This window comes from Bacillus sp. HY001, from assembly GCF_007558965.1.
Taxonomy (GTDB): domain Bacteria; phylum Bacillota; class Bacilli; order Bacillales; family Bacillaceae_G; genus Bacillus_A; species Bacillus_A mobilis.
Genome location: NZ_VLTE01000005.1, coordinates 488,441 through 505,811, shown reverse-complemented (window position 1 = coordinate 505,811; position 17,371 = coordinate 488,441). Strand labels below are relative to the sequence as shown.

18 protein-coding genes and 1 other annotated feature are annotated in these 17,371 nt (G+C 37.2%); of the genes, 16 read left to right on the top strand and 2 right to left on the bottom strand.

The window, feature by feature from the left end:
* Positions 1 to 99: 99 nt before the first annotated feature.
* From FOT98_RS05425 to FOT98_RS05410, 4 genes are all read left to right on the top strand, one after another.
* Complete coding sequence (locus FOT98_RS05425; RefSeq protein ID WP_000066395.1) at positions 100 to 759, top strand: tetratricopeptide repeat protein; 660 nt, start codon at positions 100 to 102, stop codon at positions 757 to 759.
* A 97-nt stretch (positions 760 to 856) separates the two neighbouring features.
* A complete protein-coding gene (gene recD2 / locus FOT98_RS05420) occupies positions 857 to 3,193 on the top strand; it encodes an SF1B family DNA helicase RecD2 (RefSeq protein WP_063260756.1) in 2,337 nt (778 codons plus the stop codon).
* A 127-nt stretch (positions 3,194 to 3,320) separates the two neighbouring features.
* Entirely contained in the window at positions 3,321 to 3,509 is a 189-nt protein-coding gene (locus tag FOT98_RS05415; protein WP_000469281.1) for a hypothetical protein, read from the top strand.
* Between the two features lie 18 nt (positions 3,510 to 3,527).
* Positions 3,528 to 3,656, top strand: a complete 129-nt coding sequence (locus tag FOT98_RS05410; RefSeq protein ID WP_001053553.1) for a YrzQ family protein — start codon at positions 3,528 to 3,530, stop codon at positions 3,654 to 3,656.
* Positions 3,657 to 3,691: 35 nt separating this feature from the next.
* Here the strand turns inward: FOT98_RS05410 and FOT98_RS05405 are convergent, their stop codons facing one another.
* The gene (locus FOT98_RS05405; RefSeq protein WP_000242555.1) at positions 3,692 to 3,904 is read right to left on the bottom strand and encodes a hypothetical protein; all 213 of its coding nucleotides are present in this window, start codon (positions 3,902 to 3,904) and stop codon (positions 3,692 to 3,694) included.
* Positions 3,905 to 4,080: 176 nt separating this feature from the next.
* Between FOT98_RS05405 and FOT98_RS05400 the strand changes: the two genes are divergently transcribed.
* Entirely contained in the window at positions 4,081 to 5,148 is a 1,068-nt protein-coding gene (locus FOT98_RS05400) for an AI-2E family transporter (RefSeq protein ID WP_063260757.1), read from the top strand.
* A gap of 38 nt (positions 5,149 to 5,186) precedes the next feature.
* Here the strand turns inward: FOT98_RS05400 and FOT98_RS05395 are convergent, their stop codons facing one another.
* Positions 5,187 to 5,531: a PH domain-containing protein gene (locus FOT98_RS05395; protein WP_063260758.1), complete on the bottom strand. Its 345-nt coding sequence runs from the start codon at positions 5,529 to 5,531 to the stop codon at positions 5,187 to 5,189.
* A gap of 222 nt (positions 5,532 to 5,753) precedes the next feature.
* Positions 5,754 to 5,973 (top strand) — a binding site (T-box leader).
* 40 nt (positions 5,974 to 6,013) lie between these two features.
* Between FOT98_RS05395 and alaS the strand changes: the two genes are divergently transcribed.
* From alaS to FOT98_RS05340, 11 genes are all read left to right on the top strand, one after another.
* Positions 6,014 to 8,656, top strand: a complete 2,643-nt coding sequence (gene alaS / locus FOT98_RS05390) for an alanine--tRNA ligase (protein ID WP_063260759.1) — start codon at positions 6,014 to 6,016, stop codon at positions 8,654 to 8,656.
* Between the two features lie 76 nt (positions 8,657 to 8,732).
* Positions 8,733 to 8,999, top strand: a complete 267-nt coding sequence (locus tag FOT98_RS05385) for an IreB family regulatory phosphoprotein (RefSeq protein ID WP_000348590.1) — start codon at positions 8,733 to 8,735, stop codon at positions 8,997 to 8,999.
* Between the two features lie 3 nt (positions 9,000 to 9,002).
* On the top strand, positions 9,003 to 9,416 hold the full coding sequence (ruvX, locus tag FOT98_RS05380; RefSeq protein WP_061677211.1) for a Holliday junction resolvase RuvX: 414 nt from the start codon (positions 9,003 to 9,005) through the stop codon (positions 9,414 to 9,416).
* Positions 9,417 to 9,428: 12 nt separating this feature from the next.
* The gene (locus FOT98_RS05375; RefSeq protein ID WP_000392245.1) at positions 9,429 to 9,707 is read left to right on the top strand and encodes a DUF1292 domain-containing protein; all 279 of its coding nucleotides are present in this window, start codon (positions 9,429 to 9,431) and stop codon (positions 9,705 to 9,707) included.
* Positions 9,708 to 9,926: 219 nt separating this feature from the next.
* The gene (gene mltG / locus FOT98_RS05370) at positions 9,927 to 10,997 is read left to right on the top strand and encodes an endolytic transglycosylase MltG (RefSeq protein ID WP_061677213.1); all 1,071 of its coding nucleotides are present in this window, start codon (positions 9,927 to 9,929) and stop codon (positions 10,995 to 10,997) included.
* 202 nt (positions 10,998 to 11,199) lie between these two features.
* Positions 11,200 to 11,841 (top strand): O-methyltransferase, encoded by a 642-nt coding sequence (locus FOT98_RS05365; RefSeq protein ID WP_000389094.1) that lies wholly within the window; start codon positions 11,200 to 11,202, stop codon positions 11,839 to 11,841.
* Between the two features lie 7 nt (positions 11,842 to 11,848).
* Complete coding sequence (locus FOT98_RS05360; RefSeq protein ID WP_061677214.1) at positions 11,849 to 12,778, top strand: peptidase U32 family protein; 930 nt, start codon at positions 11,849 to 11,851, stop codon at positions 12,776 to 12,778.
* An 18-nt stretch (positions 12,779 to 12,796) separates the two neighbouring features.
* Entirely contained in the window at positions 12,797 to 14,077 is a 1,281-nt protein-coding gene (locus tag FOT98_RS05355) for a peptidase U32 family protein (RefSeq protein WP_061677215.1), read from the top strand.
* Between the two features lie 17 nt (positions 14,078 to 14,094).
* Positions 14,095 to 14,733, top strand: a complete 639-nt coding sequence (gene udk, locus FOT98_RS05350; RefSeq protein ID WP_000537082.1) for a uridine kinase — start codon at positions 14,095 to 14,097, stop codon at positions 14,731 to 14,733.
* Between the two features lie 278 nt (positions 14,734 to 15,011).
* Positions 15,012 to 15,488, top strand: a complete 477-nt coding sequence (gene greA, locus FOT98_RS05345; protein ID WP_000179964.1) for a transcription elongation factor GreA — start codon at positions 15,012 to 15,014, stop codon at positions 15,486 to 15,488.
* Positions 15,489 to 15,579: 91 nt separating this feature from the next.
* Positions 15,580 to 17,334, top strand: coding sequence for a peptidoglycan D,D-transpeptidase FtsI family protein (locus tag FOT98_RS05340; protein ID WP_063260760.1), 1,755 nt, complete (start codon positions 15,580 to 15,582; stop codon positions 17,332 to 17,334).
* Positions 17,335 to 17,371: the final 37 nt, after the last annotated feature.

The window sequence follows — 17,371 nt, the reverse complement described above, 5'->3', positions numbered from 1 at the left end:
TCTGCCGATTCGCGGTTAGAGGTTTCTTTTACATAAAGCGAATTTTCGTTCGCTTGGAAAATACATTCTTTGTTATAATTTGTTGTAGAGGTGAAGGACATGTCAAACAAACTTGAAACAGGTATTCAATATATGCAAGAAGGAAACTGGGAAGAAGCTGCTAAAAATTTCACAGAAGCAATCGAAGAAAATCCGAAAGATGCGCTTGGATACATTAATTTTGCGAACTTATTAGATGTACTAGGTGATAGTGAAAGAGCAATTTTGTTTTATAAACGTGCATTAGAGTTAGATGATAAATCTGCTGCTGCTTATTATGGATTAGGAAACGTATATTACGGTCAAGAGCAATTTGCAGAGGCTAAAGCTGTATTTGAACAGGCGATGCAAGCTGGATTACAATCAGCTGATGTAACATTTATGCTAGGTATTACACATGTGCAACTTGGAAATGATCGTCTTGCGCTGCCATTTTTACAAAGAGCAACAGAATTAGATGAAAACGATGTAGAAGCTGTGTTCCAGTGCGGACTTTGCTTTGCACGTTTAGAACATATTCAAGAGGCGAAACCTTATTTTGAAAAGGTATTAGAAATGGATGAAGAGCATGCAGATGCGTATTATAATTTAGGTGTTGCGTACGTATTTGAAGAAAATAACGAGAAGGCTCTTGCTTTATTTAAGAAAGCAACTGAAATTCAACCAGATCACTTTTTAGCTGGTAATGGTGTTCGTTTATTAGAGCAAGAAGCTGAATAAGATGAAAATATAGTTTAATGGGTAGTTATCCCTCATCTAAAAAGGTGGGGGATGTACTGCTCATTAAAGTGAAATGAAACCGGAAAGGAGAGGAAGAATGGGAAATCAACATGCAATGGATTTGTTTGAGGAAGAGAAAAAGTTTATAAAAGCGCAAGTTCTTCATACCATTTTCCACAACGAAGAAAACCTCTATTCCGTTGTCAGTATGAAAGTCATTGAAACGAATGAAACGTACGATGAAAAAAAAGTGATGATAAACGGTCATTTTCCCCGCATGCATGAAGATGAAGTGTTTACATTGACAGGACATTTTAAAGACCATCCGAAGTATGGGAAACAATATTTAGTTGAAACGTTTAAGAAAGAATTACCGCAAACAAAAGCTGGTATGGTGCAATATTTAGCGAGTGATTTATTTAAAGGGATCGGAAAGCGTACAGCTGAAAAAATTGTGGACCATCTCGGGGAACATGCCATTTCTAAAATTATGGATGATCCTGATGCGCTAAATGGTGTTGTCAACAAACAAAAAGCTCAGGAAATATATGAGACGATTGTTGAACATCAAGGGCTAGAGAAAGTAATGAGCTTTTTAAATGGCTACGGTTTTGGAACGAAGCTTTCTATTAAGATTTACCAACAATATAAAGAGATGACATTAGAAGTGATCCGTAAGAATCCATATCAGCTTATTGAAGAAGTGGATGGTATTGGATTTGGAAGAGCGGATGATATAGGACGTGCGTTAGGGATATCGGGTAATCATGATGATCGTGTACGTGCGGGATGTTTTTATACGTTAGAAAATGTATCACTACAACTTGGTCACGTTTATATGGGAAAAGATCAACTCGTAAGAGAAACGATGTCACTTTTAAATAATCAAGAAGGAAGAGTGACAGAGGAAGATATTGTAGGTTGCGTTGAAATGATGCAAAGTGAAGGGAAAGTTATCATAGAAGAAGAACGAGTGTATTTAGCTTCGTTATTCTACTCTGAAAAAGGTGTTGTAAAGTCTATCCGCAGGCTCATGAATCAAGAGGAAACACCTTCATTTCCTGAAGCAGAAGTGTTAAAGACGTTAGGTCAAATTGAAGAACAACTGAATGTGCAGTATGCACCATTTCAGCAAGAAGCGATTCAAACGGCACTTCATAAACCGATGATGTTATTGACAGGTGGACCGGGAACAGGGAAGACAACAGTTATTAAAGGGATTGTTGAAATGTATGCATCACTTCACGGGCTATCGTTGAATCCGAATGAATACAGTGATGATAATCCATTTCCGATATTATTAACGGCTCCAACAGGAAGAGCAGCGAAGCGAATGAGTGAATCAACAGGGCTTCCAGCTTGTACAATTCACCGTTTACTTGGCTGGACGCCAGAAGGGTCTTTCCAGCGTAATGAAACGGATCCGGTACAAGGGAAATTACTCATTATTGATGAATTTTCAATGGTTGATATTTGGCTTGCAAATCAGCTGTTTAAGTCATTGCCGACTAATATTCAAGTTATCGTTGTAGGCGATGAAGATCAATTACCATCTGTAGGCCCTGGACAAGTGTTGAAAGACTTATTGAATGCAGGTGCAGTTCCGACAGTAAAGCTTACTGAAATTTATCGTCAAGCGGAAGGCTCATCTGTTATTCAACTTGCCCATGCGATAAAAAATGGAACGCTCCCGCCAGATTTAGCGCAAAATCAAAAAGATCGTTCATTTATCGGCTGTACAGGAGCTCAAATTGTTGAAGTTGTTAAGAAGGTTTGTGACAATGCTAAGACAAAAGGGTTTAGTGCAAGAGATGTACAAGTATTGGCGCCGATGTACCGCGGGCCTGCTGGTATTAATGTACTAAACGAAGCGTTGCAAGAAGTGTTTAATCCGAAAAGGGAAAAGAGTAAAGAAATTGCTTACGGTGATGTTGTATACCGTAGAGGCGATAAAGTATTGCAGCTCGTTAATCAGCCGGAGAGCCAAGTGTTTAATGGTGATATCGGAGAAATTGTTTCGGTGTTTTATGCGAAAGAAAACGTTGAGCAACAAGATATGATTATCGTTTCATTTGATGGAATTGAAGTAACGTATACAAAGCCAGACTTAAATCAAATTACACATGCCTATTGCTGTTCGATTCATAAGTCGCAAGGTAGTGAGTTCCCGATCGTAATTATGCCGATAGTAAAAAGTTACAATCGTATGTTACGTCGTAATTTAATTTATACTGGTATTACAAGAAGTAAGAAGTTCCTTATTATTTGCGGAGAGGAATCCGCATTCCAGTCTGGTGTAAATCGCCTTGATGATGCAATGCGTCAAACAACTTTAGCGAGTCGCTTGAAAGAATCACAAGGAGAAGTACAGATGGTAACAGTTAATGGTGAAGAAATGGACGTGGAAAACATTTCACCGTATGATTTCATGTAACAAGGTGAAATTATATAGTGAAACTTTCAAACGTATAACGTTGAAAGGCTCCAGCAATGTATAAATGAATGCGGTTTGGACATAATGGCGAATAGAATCTGGGAGACTGTAAGGAGATGAAAGCCATATGTTCATTTGTCCAAATTGCAAAGGGAAAGACATTGGAAAAATAGGTGTCAACCAATTTTATTGCTGGAATTGTTATATCGAATTATCGGTTTCAAAGGGGAAAATCCATACGCATCAAGTAGAAGAAGATGGTTCATTAAGCTCACTTGATGATTTATTTGATGAGAACGAAAGAACGATCGGATAACGAAAAGGGGGATTTACTTTGAATCTACGCAATTCATTAATCGCATTAGGTGTTGGAGCGGCAGCATACCAATATGCTCGCAAGCAAGATGTATTTTCAAAACGCAATATGAAAAAAGCACGTAAGATGATTAAATCTTATCTATAAGCGCAAAAAACTCCCTTCATCATAAGGGAGTTTTTTTATGCGCTTGTATGCAAATATAAAAGTCCAATTTCAGAGAAGAGATAAGATAGGCCGTAACATCCAACGCCAAGCATTCCGTAATGAAATAATTGCTTCGCTCTTTCTTTTCGTGAGGAACGAATAAAGAAACCTTTCCAAATACCAAACCCGATACAAACCCATTCAAGAATCATAAAAAGTGCTGATAATACGAGCATAAATAAAACCATCATAAACCCTCCTGATTATATTGTTTCATGCTGCATTCTCAGGGGTGGTTGTCCTTGTTATGTTATGTATATGTACGTCTTTACAAAACAGTATGGTCTGGATAAAAAGATTTTAAAACTTTTGCACATAACCTACCCTATTTATTTTCAAAATAAAGGTGGAGGAGGTTTTTCGTGTGAAGAATCTTAAAATTATTTGGATATATCGTTTAGGGTTATTGTTACTCATATTTCTTTGCTTGCTCGTCTTTTTAAAAATTAAGCCGCTATGGGCACCGATTATTTTTGTATTTAAAGTGGCCATTACACCGTTTCTTATTGCGTGTTTTATTGCGTATTTATTGCATCCTTTAATTGAAAAAATTCATAAGGAAGGGATGCCGCGCACACTCGCTATTTTGCTCATTTACATCCTTTTCTTTGGTGGAATTGGTTATGGAATTTATAAAGGAACGCCAGTTGTGATTAAGCAATTACAAGAAATCAATGAACAATTCCCGCAGTTTACAAAAATGTATGATTCTTGGATGGATGGCGTTACGGAACAAACAGCGAATTTTCCGTCATTTATTCATGAAAAGGTGAAACAAATTTTTGGTGGGGTAGAAACGAAGATACAGTCACTTTTGAATAAAGTGATGAGCACAGCTCGTGGTGTACTCGATTCGTTACTCATTATTTTCTTAATACCGTTCATTGTATTTTACATATTAAAAGATTACGGTGAGTTTTATCATATCTTTTGGAAACTAGTCCCGAGTAAGTGGCGGAGTACTGGACAAATGCTAGCGAAAGAAATTGATAAGTCACTCGGAAGTTATATTCGAGGACAGTTATTTGTTTGCTTAGTATTAGGGGGCGTATCTGTTCTTTCTTTTTGGTTTATCGGTATGAAATATCCATTATTACTCGGCATTATTATTGGGGTAACGGATATAATCCCGTACTTCGGTCCTATTTTAGGAGCAATCCCGACATTAATGATTGCGGCAACGGTATCAACGAGTTTACTTATTAAGGCGGGAATTACAATTGCTATTTTGCAGTTTTTGGAAAGTAACATTTTGTCCCCTTACATCGTTGGTAAGTCGCTTCGTATGCATCCTGTTATTATTATGCTGGCATTACTAGTTGGAGGAGAAGTGGCAGGAATTGTAGGATTACTCATATCAGTTCCAATTTTAGCGGTCATTCGTACAGTGATCGTTCATGTAAGACCTCTTTGGAAAAAAGAAAATGTGTAATAAGAAAGCCCTCTACCTATAAAGGTAGAGGGCTTTCATTATTTTGAGAGTTGCTCGTGTATTTGTTGAACGAGAGAGCTTACATCATTTGTTTGAATATGTTTTATTTTTTTCCATTCATGATCATACATAAAGATAATTTGATTGCTGAAAAGACGCTTTTGTTCTTTTAGGTCAGAAATTTTTTCGAAAGAGTACTCCTCAAATAATGAATTCTTACTTACATCTGGTCCATAAAAGAAGAGCCGTTTGTTCGTTAAAATTAACAGCCCTGGCCTTGCGACGGAGCGATAAATAAATATATCTAATGAACATGCTACGTAAAACAATATTGCTTCGTCAGTCGTTAGTATGGTTTTGGCTTTGCTTAATAAGGTTGTCATTGTAATCGCTCCTTTATTGTTGATAATTTAATTATAACAAAAATATAATATTCAGAAAAGTTTGTAGAGGTAGTACAATTTATTGATACATGCATAATATATGAAAAGGCTGTTAAGAATGACTAGTAGAATAGCTATGATTAATAAGCAATTGATATAATATAAATGATTATCTACATTGACAAACTTAAGAGAATTCTATTATATTTAGTCATATAATACATTAAATCAATGACGGAACAAGTACGTTACAGTCCATTTATAGAGAGAAGCTTCCATATGGCTGAAAGAAGCTTTAAATGAAGGGTAACAGAAAGCTAATCCTGAGAGCAGCTAATCACTGCCGTTTTGCCACGTTACGGCACCATGAGGTGATGAGTTGATTGTTATAGTAATCAATTCATAATTAGGGTGGTATCGCGAGTTAACTCTCGTCCCTTTTATAGGGGCGGGAGTTTTTTATATTTAAGGAGGAAAATACAATGAAACAACTAACAGGCGCACAAATTCGTCAAATGTTTTTAGACTTTTTCCAAGAAAAAGGACATGCAGTAGAACCTAGTGCATCACTAGTTCCACATGAAGATCCATCTCTTTTATGGATTAACAGTGGTGTAGCAACATTAAAAAAATATTTTGATGGACGTGTAATCCCGCAAAATCCACGTATTACAAATGCTCAAAAATCAATTCGTACAAACGATATTGAAAACGTAGGGAAAACAGCTCGTCACCATACATTCTTTGAAATGTTAGGAAACTTCTCAATCGGTGATTACTTTAAAGAAGAAGCAATTACTTGGGCTTGGGAGTTCTTAACGAGTGACAAATGGATTGGATTCGATAAAGAATTACTTTCAGTTACAATCCATCCAGAAGATGAAGAAGCATTCACAATTTGGAATGAGAAAATGGGTGTTCCAAAAGAGCGTATCATCCGTTTAGAAGAAAACTTCTGGGATATCGGTGAAGGACCAAGTGGACCGAATACAGAGATTTTCTATGACCGCGGAGAAGCTTATGGTAATGACTTTAGTGACCCAGAATTATATCCAGGCGGAGAAAATGAGCGTTACTTAGAAGTATGGAACCTTGTATTCTCTCAATTTAACCATAATCCAGACGGTTCATATACACCACTTCCTAAGAAGAACATCGATACAGGGATGGGTCTAGAGCGTATGACATCTATCGTTCAAGATGTACCTACAAACTTTGACACAGACTTATTCATGCCGATGATTGGTGCAACAGAATCAATCTCTGGTGAGAAGTATCGTAATGGTGACTTAGAAAAAGATATGGCGTTTAAAGTAATTGCTGACCATATCCGTACAGTAACATTTGCTGTTGGTGACGGTGCTCTTCCATCTAACGAAGGCCGTGGTTATGTATTACGTCGTTTATTACGCCGCGCTGTTCGTTATTCGAAGAAATTAAACATCAACCGTCCATTCATGTTTGAATTAGTGCCGGTTGTTGGAGAAGTAATGAAAGACTTCTACCCAGAAGTACTTGAGAAGAAAGATTTCATCGCAAAAGTTGTGAAAAACGAAGAAGAGCGTTTCCACGAAACACTTCATGATGGTGAAGCAATTTTAGCTGAAGTTATCACAAAAGCAAAAGAAGAAAAAACAACTGTTATTTCTGGAGTAGATGCATTCCGTCTATATGACACATACGGTTTCCCAATTGAATTAACAGAAGAATATGCAGAAGAAGCTGGTATGACAGTTGATCAAGAAGGCTTTGAAAATGAAATGGAAAAACAACGTGAGCGCGCACGTGCTGCTCGTCAAGACGTTGACTCTATGCAAGTTCAAGGCGGTGTCCTTGGAGAAGTGAAAGTAGCGAGTGAGTTCGTTGGTTACGGTACAGTTGCAACAGAAAGTAACGTTGTTGCACTTGTGAAAAACGGCGAATACACAGACAGCTTACAAGCTGGCGAAGAAGGACAATTAATGCTTGATGTAACACCATTCTATGCTGAGAGCGGTGGACAAATTGCAGACCGTGGTTACCTTCTTGCTGACGGCGTGAAAGTTCTTGTAAAAGACGTACAAAAAGCACCAAACGGCCAAAACTTGCACAAAGTTGTTGTTGAAGAAGGTACATTAACGAAAGATGCTGCTGTGAAAGCAATCATTGATACAAAGAACCGTAGTAGCGTTGTGAAAAACCATACAGCAACTCACTTACTACACCAAGCATTAAAAGACGTACTTGGAACGCACGTAAACCAAGCGGGTTCTCTTGTAACTTCTGAACGTTTACGCTTTGACTTCTCTCACTTCGGTCAAGTACAAGCTGACGAATTAGAAAAAATTGAGCGTATCGTAAACGAGAAAATTTGGGAAAGTATTGATGTTGAGATTTCTCAAAAAGCAATCGAAGAAGCGAAAGAAATGGGCGCAATGGCATTATTCGGTGAAAAATACGGTGATGTTGTACGCGTTGTACAAGTTGGCGATTACAGCTTAGAGCTTTGCGGTGGTTGTCACGTTGATAACACAGCTTCTATCGGTATTTTCAAAATCGTTGCTGAGTCTGGTATCGGTGCAGGAACGCGTCGTATTGAGGCGGTAACTGGTAAGTCTGCATACGAATTAATGAACGATCAAGTAGGTTTATTAAAAGAAGCAGCAGGAAAAATGAAAACAAATCCGAAAGATATTTTAACAAGAGTTGACGGGTTATTTGCTGAAGTAAAACAACTTCAAAAAGAAAACGAATCTCTTGCAGCAAAATTAAGCAATATTGAAGCTGGAAACTTAACTGATTCAGTAATGACAGTTGATGGTGTGAACGTATTAGCAGCAAAAGTAAATGTTGCAGATATGAACAACTTACGTACGATGATGGATGACCTAAAAAATAAATTAGAATCTGCAGTTGTCGTATTAGCGTCTGTAAATGATGATAAAGTAAACATCTTAGCTGGCGTAACGAAAGATTTAATTAGCCAAGGATACCATGCTGGTAAACTTGTGAAAGAAGTAGCTTCTCGCTGTGGCGGTGGCGGTGGTGGCCGTCCTGATATGGCACAAGCGGGCGGTAAAAACCCAGCGCAAGTTGAGGAAGCTTTAGCATTTGTGCAAGAGTACGTTAAATCTGTTTCAAAATAAAGAGATAGTAGTGTACAATGGTAGGGAGAGGAGAAGTTCTTCTCCCTATACTTACTATATAAGTGAGGTGCTTGAAATGGACGGTTTTGATAAAACAATGAAGTTTAGCATTCAAGATGAAAAACAGAGTGTCCATGTTAATGATGTACTTTTAACTGTGTATGATGCACTTCAAGAAAAAGGTTATAATCCGATTAACCAAATCGTCGGTTATTTATTAAGTGGAGACCCAGCATACATACCTCGCCATAAAGATGCACGCAGCATCATTCGCAAGCTTGAACGTGATGAGTTAATTGAAGAGCTTGTGAAGTCTTACTTGAAACATCATCGTGAGGAGTAGTTTATGCGGATATTAGGTTTAGATGTAGGTACAAAAACAGTCGGAGTTGCAATGAGCGACGAAATGGGCTGGACAGCGCAAGGACTGGAAACAATCAGGATTAACGAAGAACGAGGCAACTTTGGTTTTGACCGTATTTCTGAGTTAGTAAAGCAGTACAATGTGGACAAAATAGTAGTAGGTTTACCTAAAAATATGAATGGTACAATTGGCCCACGTGGTGAAGCGTGCCAACAATTTGCAGAAAACCTACGAGAGCTGTTACAATTAGACGTTGTAATGTGGGACGAGCGTTTGTCGACGATGGCAGCGGAACGTCTGCTCATTTCAGCTGATGTAAGCCGTAAGAAGCGAAAGCAAGTAATCGATAAGATGGCTGCAGTCGTAATCTTACAAGGATTTTTAGATAGTAAATAAGAGGTGACCAAAATGGAAGAAAATCAAATTACAATTGTAGACGAAAAAGGTAACGAACATTTATGTGAAATTATTTTCACTTTTGATGCTGAAAAATTTGGCAAAAAATCATACGTAGTCTTCTCTCCAATCGGTGAAGTAGACGAAGATGGAGACCCAATTTATGACGCAATGGCTTATGAGCAAAATGAAGAAGAGGGCGGAAGTTTACTTCCAATCGAATCTGAAGAAGAGTGGGAAATGGTACAAGAAATGTTCAACACTCTAGCTGATGAGCAAGAAGCTGAATAATAAGTACTGAAAAGATGGACGACATATAGTCCATCTTTTTTTATATGTAAAATGAAAGATTTTTTGTCGAAACCTTGCAATCCTTTGTAGTATAATGAGACGGATTGTAGAAAAATAAAATGTCTATCTAAAAAAGATAAATAAATTTATTGTGTTTTTATGTCGTGTTGTATAGAAAGATATACATGCGGTCTACAATTTAATTAAGGAGGAAGAGTGTTGATAGAGAATCAAGTGAAAAAGAAGCGTAGACGTCTTTTTTTATTTTCGATTATTGCACTGCTTTTAGTTTGTGGTTCAGTCTATGCGTATATTTCATCCGCATTAGGACCAGTTGATAGCGGGAATAAAAAAGAGATTGAAGTAGAAATTCCCAAGGGGTCATCTACTAGTAAAATTGGTGAGATTTTAGAAGAAAAAGGTGCTGTGAAAAACGGTACAGTTTTTAGTTTTTATACAAAGGCTAAATCGAAAAATTTACAAGCGGGTACATATTTATTAAATCCTTCAATGAGTGCCTCAGATGTGATTGAACAAATGTCATCTGGTAACGTTCATCGTCCAGCTCTTTATAAAGTGACGATAAAAGAAGGTGCGCAAGTAACTGAAATTGCAGAAACGGTTGCAAACGAATTAAAGTGGAATAAAGATGATGTTGTACGTCAATTAAACGATAAAGCATTTATTCAAAAAATGCAGCAAAAGTATCCGAAGTTATTAACGGATAAAATCTTTGATAGCAATATTAAATATCCATTAGAAGGTTATTTATATCCTGCGACATACTCTTTCTATAAAAAAGATACTACGTTAGAAGAAATCGTAATTCCAATGCTTGAGAAAACGAATGCAATCATTGTTCAAAACGAGGCAAAAATGAAAGCGAAGAACTGGGATGTTCATCAGCTTTTAACATTGTCTTCACTTATTGAAGAAGAGGCAACAGGCTTTACAGATCGTCAAAAAATCTCTAGTGTCTTTTACAATCGTTTAGCGAAAGGTATGCCACTGCAAACTGATCCAACGGTATTATATGCACTTGGAAAGCATAAACAACGTGTATTATACGAAGATTTAAAGATAAACTCACCATACAATACGTATGTTGTGAAAGGATTGCCAGTTGGTCCAATCGCAAACTCGGGTAAACATTCAGTGGAGGCGGCGTTAGAACCTGCGCAAACAGATTATTATTATTTCTTAGCTGCACCAACTGGTGAAGTGTACTATGCGAAAACATTAGACGAGCATAATGCATTAAAGCAAAAATATATTACGAAAAAACAGTGAAATGGGGAGGGATAGCGAAAAAGGTCGCACATCCCTCTTTTTTATGGTAAAATATATCGGGTTAAAAACTGGCAGAAGAATCGTTTTTAATATCAAAACGGGACGTACAAGCTAAGGGTGAAAATGGCTTGTATTTTTATTGCATTCTATGTGTGAAAAGACGTCATAGAGGCACTTCTCCATGTAAATAAGGAGGACCATTATGGAGGATGCAGTTAACGAGTACCTATTATCATTTATTGATCCGAAAGATAAATTAATTCTTGAAATGGAAGACTATGCGAAAGAAAATCATGTGCCGATTATGGATCGACTTGGAATGGAATTTATGTTGCAATTTTTACGTTTAATTGGACCAAAAAGTATTTTAGAGCTTGGTACAGCAATTGGTTATTCTAGTATTCGTATGATGCAAGCTATTCCAAATTCTCGTATTGTGACAGTTGAACGCAATCGCGAGCGATATGAAAAAGCACTTGAATATATAGAACGTTCACCAGTTAAAGAACGTATTTCCGTTATTTACGGTGATGCGTTAGAAACGGGCGAGCAAGTAGAAGAACATGGAACATTTGACGTTATTTTTATTGATGCAGCAAAAGGACAATATCGTCGCTTTTTTGACTTATATGAACCGTTATTAAATCCTGGTGGCGTAATTATTTCAGATAATGTTATGTACCATGGGCTTGTAACGACAAAAGAGAAAATTGAAAACAGACGTACACGTGGTTTAATCCGTCGTATTAAGACGTACAATGAATGGCTTATGAATCATGAAGGATATGATACAACGATTTTCCCAATTGGTGATGGAGTAGCTGTTAGTAAAAAGAGAGGGTGACCAAGGTATGAAGAAACCTGAATTGTTAGTAACGCCAAAAGCAGTGGCGGATATTGAACCTCTTGCGAAAGCAGGAGCTGATGCGGTAATGATCGGTGAGCAAAAGTTCGGTTTACGTTTAGCAGGGGAATTTTCACGTGAAGATGTGAAACAAGCTGTGAAGATTGCACATGAAAATGGTGTGAAAGTATACGTAGCAATGAACGCTATGTTTCACAATGATAAAGTAGATGAATTAACAGATTATGTTGCATTTTTAAACGAAGTAAGTGTAGATGCAATTGTTTTCGGAGATCCAGCAGTATTAATGGCGGTCCGAGAAGTAGCGCCAAATATGCAATTGCACTGGAATACAGAAACAACAGCAACTAACTGGTTTACTTGTAACTACTGGGGACAAAGGGGAGCAAAACGTGCTGTATTAGCTCGTGAGCTTAGCTTAGATGAAATTGTTGAATTAAAAGAAAATGCTGAAGTGGAACTTGAAGTACAAATTCACGGTATGACTTGTATGTTCCAATCGAAGCGTTCATTAGTAGGAAACTACTTTGAGTACCAAGGACGTAATCTTGACATTGAAAAGAAAAAATATGAAGAGAATATGTTCTTATATGACCCAGAGCGTAACAATAAATATCCAATTTATGAAGATGAAAATGGTACTCACATTATGAGTCCAAATGATATTTGTTTCATCGATGAGTTAGAAGAGCTAATTGATGCTGAAGTCGCTAGCTTAAAAATTGATGGTGTACTAAAAAGCTCTGCATACATTATTGAGGTAACGAAGAAATATCGTAAAGCAATTGATTTATGTGTAGAAGATCGTGATGCGTATTATGACGTGAAAGACGATTTATATAAAGAGATAGAAGAAATGCAACCAGTGAATCGTCCGTTAGACACGGGATTCTTCTTTAAAGAGACGGTTTACTAAACGAGGAGGGTGTAGGAAATGACTGTACAAGAAATTTCACGAGTAGTCGATGGCAAACGCGTTATTGTGAAGAAACCTGAACTGTTAATCCCTGCGGGTAACTTAGAAAAATTAAAAGTAGCTATCCATTATGGGGCAGATGCTGTATATTTAGGTGGACAAGAATTTGGTCTTCGTTCGAATGCAGGTAACTTTACACTGGAAGATATGGCAGAAGGTGTTGAATTTGCAAAGAAATATGGAGCAAAAATATATGTAACAACAAATATCTTTGCACATAATGAAAATATGGACGGGCTAGAGGAATATTTAAAAGGGATTGAAAAAGCTGGCGTAACGGGAATTATCGTTGCTGATCCGCTTATTATTGAGACTTGTAAACGTGTAGCGCCTTCTGTTGAAGTGCATTTAAGTACACAACAATCACTATCCAACTGGAAAGCAGCACAGTATTGGAAAGAAGAAGGTTTACATCGTCTTGTATTAGCTCGTGAAGCAAGCTATGAAGAAATGAAAGAAATTAAAGAAAAAGTGGATATTGAAATTGAAGCATTCGTCCATGGTGCAATGTGTATCGCATATTCAGGCAGATGTACGTTAAGTAACCATATGACAGCACGTGACTCTAACCGTGGTGGTTGTTGTCAATCTTGCCGTTGGGACTATGATTTAGTTCAAACAGTATCACAACATAAAGATGCAAAAGAGCTGCCTCTATTCCAAGAAGAAGATGCTCACTTTGCAATGAGTCCAAAAGACTTAAATTTAATTTTATCAATTCCGAAAATGATTGAAATTGGAATTGATAGCTTAAAAGTTGAAGGACGTATGAAATCAATCCATTACGTAGCGACTGTAGCAACGGTATACCGTAAAGTAATTGATGCGTATTGTGCGGATCCGGATAATTTTGAGTTTAAACAAGAATGGTTAGATGAGCTTGATAAATGTGCAAATCGTGATACAGCTCCCGCATTCTTTGAAGGGGTTCCAGGACATCAAGAGCAAATGTTTGGAAATCATAGTAAGAAAACAACGTATGATTTCGCTGGTTTAGTGTTAGATTATAATGAAGAAACGGGCATCGTAACGATTGAGCAACGTAATCATTTCAAACCAGGACATGAAGTGGAGTTCTTTGGGCCAGAAATAGAAAACTTTACGCAGACGGTGGAGAAAATTTGGGATGAGGATGGAAACGAATTAGATGCAGCGAGACATCCGTTGCAAATCGTGAAATTCAAAGTGGATCAACCAGTGTATGTGAATAATATGATGCGCAAAAACATACTTCAATAAGAAAGAGTGATAGTCGAATGGGGACGAATAAGCCTGTTGTAATTGGAATTGCTGGTGGTTCGGGATCAGGTAAAACGAGTGTAACGAAAGCGATTTTTGACCATTTTAAAGGTCATTCTATTTTAATCTTAGAGCAAGATTATTATTACAAAGATCAAAGCCATTTACCAATGGAAGAGCGTTTAAAAACAAATTATGATCATCCGCTTGCGTTTGATAATGATCTGTTAATTGAACATTTGCAGCAGTTGCTTGCATATGAGCAAATTGATAAGCCTGTATATGACTATACATTGCATACGCGTTCAGAAGAAGTTATTCCAGTTGAGCCGAAAGATGTAATCATTTTAGAAGGAATTCTTATTTTAGAAGACCCACGTCTTTGTGAGTTAATGGACATTAAGCTATTCGTTGATACAGATGCAGATCTTCGTATTTTACGCCGCATGCAGCGTGATATTAAAGAGCGCGGTCGTACGATGGATTCAGTTATTGATCAATACGTAAGTGTTGTACGTCCAATGCACAATCAATTTATTGAGCCTTCTAAGAAATTTGCGGATATTATTATCCCTGAAGGTGGACAAAACCATGTTGCAATTGATATTATGGTGACAAAAATTGCAACAATTCTTGAACAAAAAGTAAATTTGTAATAGCATAGTAAAAGATATACGATAGGAAGGGATTTTTTCCCTTCCTATCGAATACAATGAAACATGCAACCTCATCTATATATAGGTGAGGGCATATTTATATCAACTTTCCATACATATCTTCTTTATATAAAGAAGAATTGGGAATACGGGGTTGTATGTGACAACTCCGCTAGTACAGGCGTGCTAGAAACCTCCGCTATACATATAAGTGGGGGAGTTTTCATATGGAACTCCTCTTTTTTTCGGGGGATTGGTATATAAAAGGAGTGGAAAATATGGCAACAGAAAAAACATACCCTATGACGCAAGAGGGTAAGCAAAAGCTAGAGAACGAACTTGAAGATTTAAAAACGGTAAAACGTAAAGAGGTTGTAGAGCGCATTAAGATTGCACGTAGCTTCGGAGATCTTTCTGAGAACTCTGAGTACGATGCAGCGAAAGATGAGCAAGCGTTCGTAGAAGGACGTATTACACAATTAGAAAACATGATTCGTAACGCAGTTATCATCACAGATAATGGCGAAGAATCTACAGTTGTTACACTAGGTAAAACAGTAACATTTAAAGAGTTACCAGGTGGAGATGAAGAATCTTACACAATCGTAGGTAGCGCAGAAGCAGATCCATTTGAAGGAAGAATTTCTAACGATTCTCCAATTGCAAAAAGCTTATTAGGTAAGCAAATTGGTGAGAAGGTAGCAATCCAAACTCCAGGTGGAGAAATGCAAGTAGAGATTATCTCTGTAAAATAATAAAAAATCACTCGTGTAAAAGCGAGTGATTTTTTATTTGTATAAAAGATGAAACACTCCGTCTAAACTATAATAGACGAGGTGTTTTTTTATGAAAATAAAACGGAGAATTACAATTGTTTTAATTTGTTTTATAGGTGTCATGTTTATTTTACTTTGTCGTTTAATTCAAATACAAATTATAGATACAGAATCATTTACAAATCGTAAGATAAATTTAATTGAAAAAAGTGTTACACAACGGACGCAGTCCGTTACGGTAGATGATGGACGAGGCCATTTTATAGATCGGAACGGTAAGGAAATAGGTGAGAAAAAGTATCCGGTTTTGATTATTTTTCCATTTCTACAAATAAAAAATGACATGTTAGAGAAAATTGCGCATATCATTGGTGTGTCGAGACAAGAGATTGAAAGTCAAATGAAAGACAAGAAAAGTGCATTTATCATGCAAAGGGGAAATGGTCCATTTCACTTGGCACGAGAGCAGATGGAGAAGGTGAATCAATTAAATGTATTAGGTATTGTAGCAGCTGAAGTTCGTTTACGGCAAACTGGCGCGATGAATCATTTAATTGGCAATGTAGGGGAGAATGAACGAGAATTTCAAAAACGATACGGAGAAGTAAGAAGAATTTCAAGGCAAACGCCAATTGGCATTTCAGGATTGCAGCAATCATTTGATGAATTTCTTTTGACCGATGGAGAGGCAAAAGTATTGTATCAAGTGGACCGACAAGGAGAACCGATTTTTGGAAAACAAGCGAAATATACTGCGCCTGGAAATCCATTTTATCCGGTGACGATTCAAACTACTTTACATAACGGATTACAGCAAAAAGCAGAAGAAGTGGTTGAAGCAAGCGAAATAAAGAAGGGAGGACTAGTATTACTTGATGTAAAGAAAAATGAAATTTTAGCGATGGTCAGTAAACCATCTGTACAGGTGAAGGATGAGCGTTTATATACAACTACACTTGAAAATCAAATGTTAACACCACATTTTCCCGGTTCTGTTTTTAAAACAATAGTGGCAGCAGCAGTGATTGATCAAAATGAAAATGTGTTGAATCGTACATTTAATTGTAATCAAGATTTATATGGTGAAGACCACCCGCAAGTTATGATGGGTACACTTAGTTTTAAAGAGAGCTTTGCTAGAAGCTGTAACAGGACATTTTCAGAGTTAGGTAATGAGCTAATACAAAAGGATAAGATGGTGTTAGAAACTTACGTAGCAGCGTTAGGAGCCGCTGGTAAGGTTGGATGGAAAGGTTCTGTATTTCATACAACTCATTTTGAGCAAATGCCAGAGGAGAAGAAGGTTACGATTTGGGGAAGTGAAGGAAATAAGAATAGTAAAAAGGCGGTAGCGCAAACAGCAATTGGACAGAAAGATGTACGTATATCACCTCTAGCGATTGCAAATATGATGGCGACGATTGCTAGGGATGGAGAAAAGATGGAAGTGAAAGCTGTAGAAAAAATAATATATAAAAATGGAACGGACTTTTATACATTTGAAGACCATACATTAGGTGGAAAACAGCTTTCGTATGAAGCGGTGAAAACATTACAAGAGTTATTAAGGGGCGTTGTAACAACAGAGAAAGGAACAGGAGCCGCATTCAGGTCGTTGCCACTAAGTGTCGCCGGAAAATCTGGGACAGCGCAAACAGGAAAAGGGGCGAAAGTGAATCGTTGGTTTGCAGGTTATTTTCCATATGAAAATCCAAGATATGCTTTAGTTGTCGTGGATATAGAAACGAATAGCAGTGAAAATAAAGTTACACCTATTTTCAAAGCTATCGTAGAATCAATCTATCGATTAGAGAATGAAAAGTAATCTTGCAATTCATAGTGAAATGTTTTCATTTCGTGAA

Coding starts and splice junctions, on each gene's coding strand:
- alaS (WP_063260759.1), top strand. CDS start 6,014: ATGAAACAACTAACAGGCGCACAAATTCGTCAAATGTTTTTAGACTTT.
- FOT98_RS05375 (WP_000392245.1), top strand. CDS start 9,429: ATGGAAGAAAATCAAATTACAATTGTAGACGAAAAAGGTAACGAACAT.
- FOT98_RS05360 (WP_061677214.1), top strand. CDS start 11,849: ATGAAGAAACCTGAATTGTTAGTAACGCCAAAAGCAGTGGCGGATATT.
- udk (WP_000537082.1), top strand. CDS start 14,095: ATGGGGACGAATAAGCCTGTTGTAATTGGAATTGCTGGTGGTTCGGGA.
- FOT98_RS05415 (WP_000469281.1), top strand. CDS start 3,321: ATGTTCATTTGTCCAAATTGCAAAGGGAAAGACATTGGAAAAATAGGT.
- recD2 (WP_063260756.1), top strand. CDS start 857: ATGGGAAATCAACATGCAATGGATTTGTTTGAGGAAGAGAAAAAGTTT.
- FOT98_RS05395 (WP_063260758.1), bottom strand. CDS start 5,531: ATGACAACCTTATTAAGCAAAGCCAAAACCATACTAACGACTGACGAA.
- ruvX (WP_061677211.1), top strand. CDS start 9,003: ATGCGGATATTAGGTTTAGATGTAGGTACAAAAACAGTCGGAGTTGCA.
- FOT98_RS05405 (WP_000242555.1), bottom strand. CDS start 3,904: ATGGTTTTATTTATGCTCGTATTATCAGCACTTTTTATGATTCTTGAA.
- FOT98_RS05385 (WP_000348590.1), top strand. CDS start 8,733: ATGGACGGTTTTGATAAAACAATGAAGTTTAGCATTCAAGATGAAAAA.
- FOT98_RS05340 (WP_063260760.1), top strand. CDS start 15,580: ATGAAAATAAAACGGAGAATTACAATTGTTTTAATTTGTTTTATAGGT.
- FOT98_RS05425 (WP_000066395.1), top strand. CDS start 100: ATGTCAAACAAACTTGAAACAGGTATTCAATATATGCAAGAAGGAAAC.
- greA (WP_000179964.1), top strand. CDS start 15,012: ATGGCAACAGAAAAAACATACCCTATGACGCAAGAGGGTAAGCAAAAG.
- FOT98_RS05365 (WP_000389094.1), top strand. CDS start 11,200: ATGGAGGATGCAGTTAACGAGTACCTATTATCATTTATTGATCCGAAA.
- FOT98_RS05355 (WP_061677215.1), top strand. CDS start 12,797: ATGACTGTACAAGAAATTTCACGAGTAGTCGATGGCAAACGCGTTATT.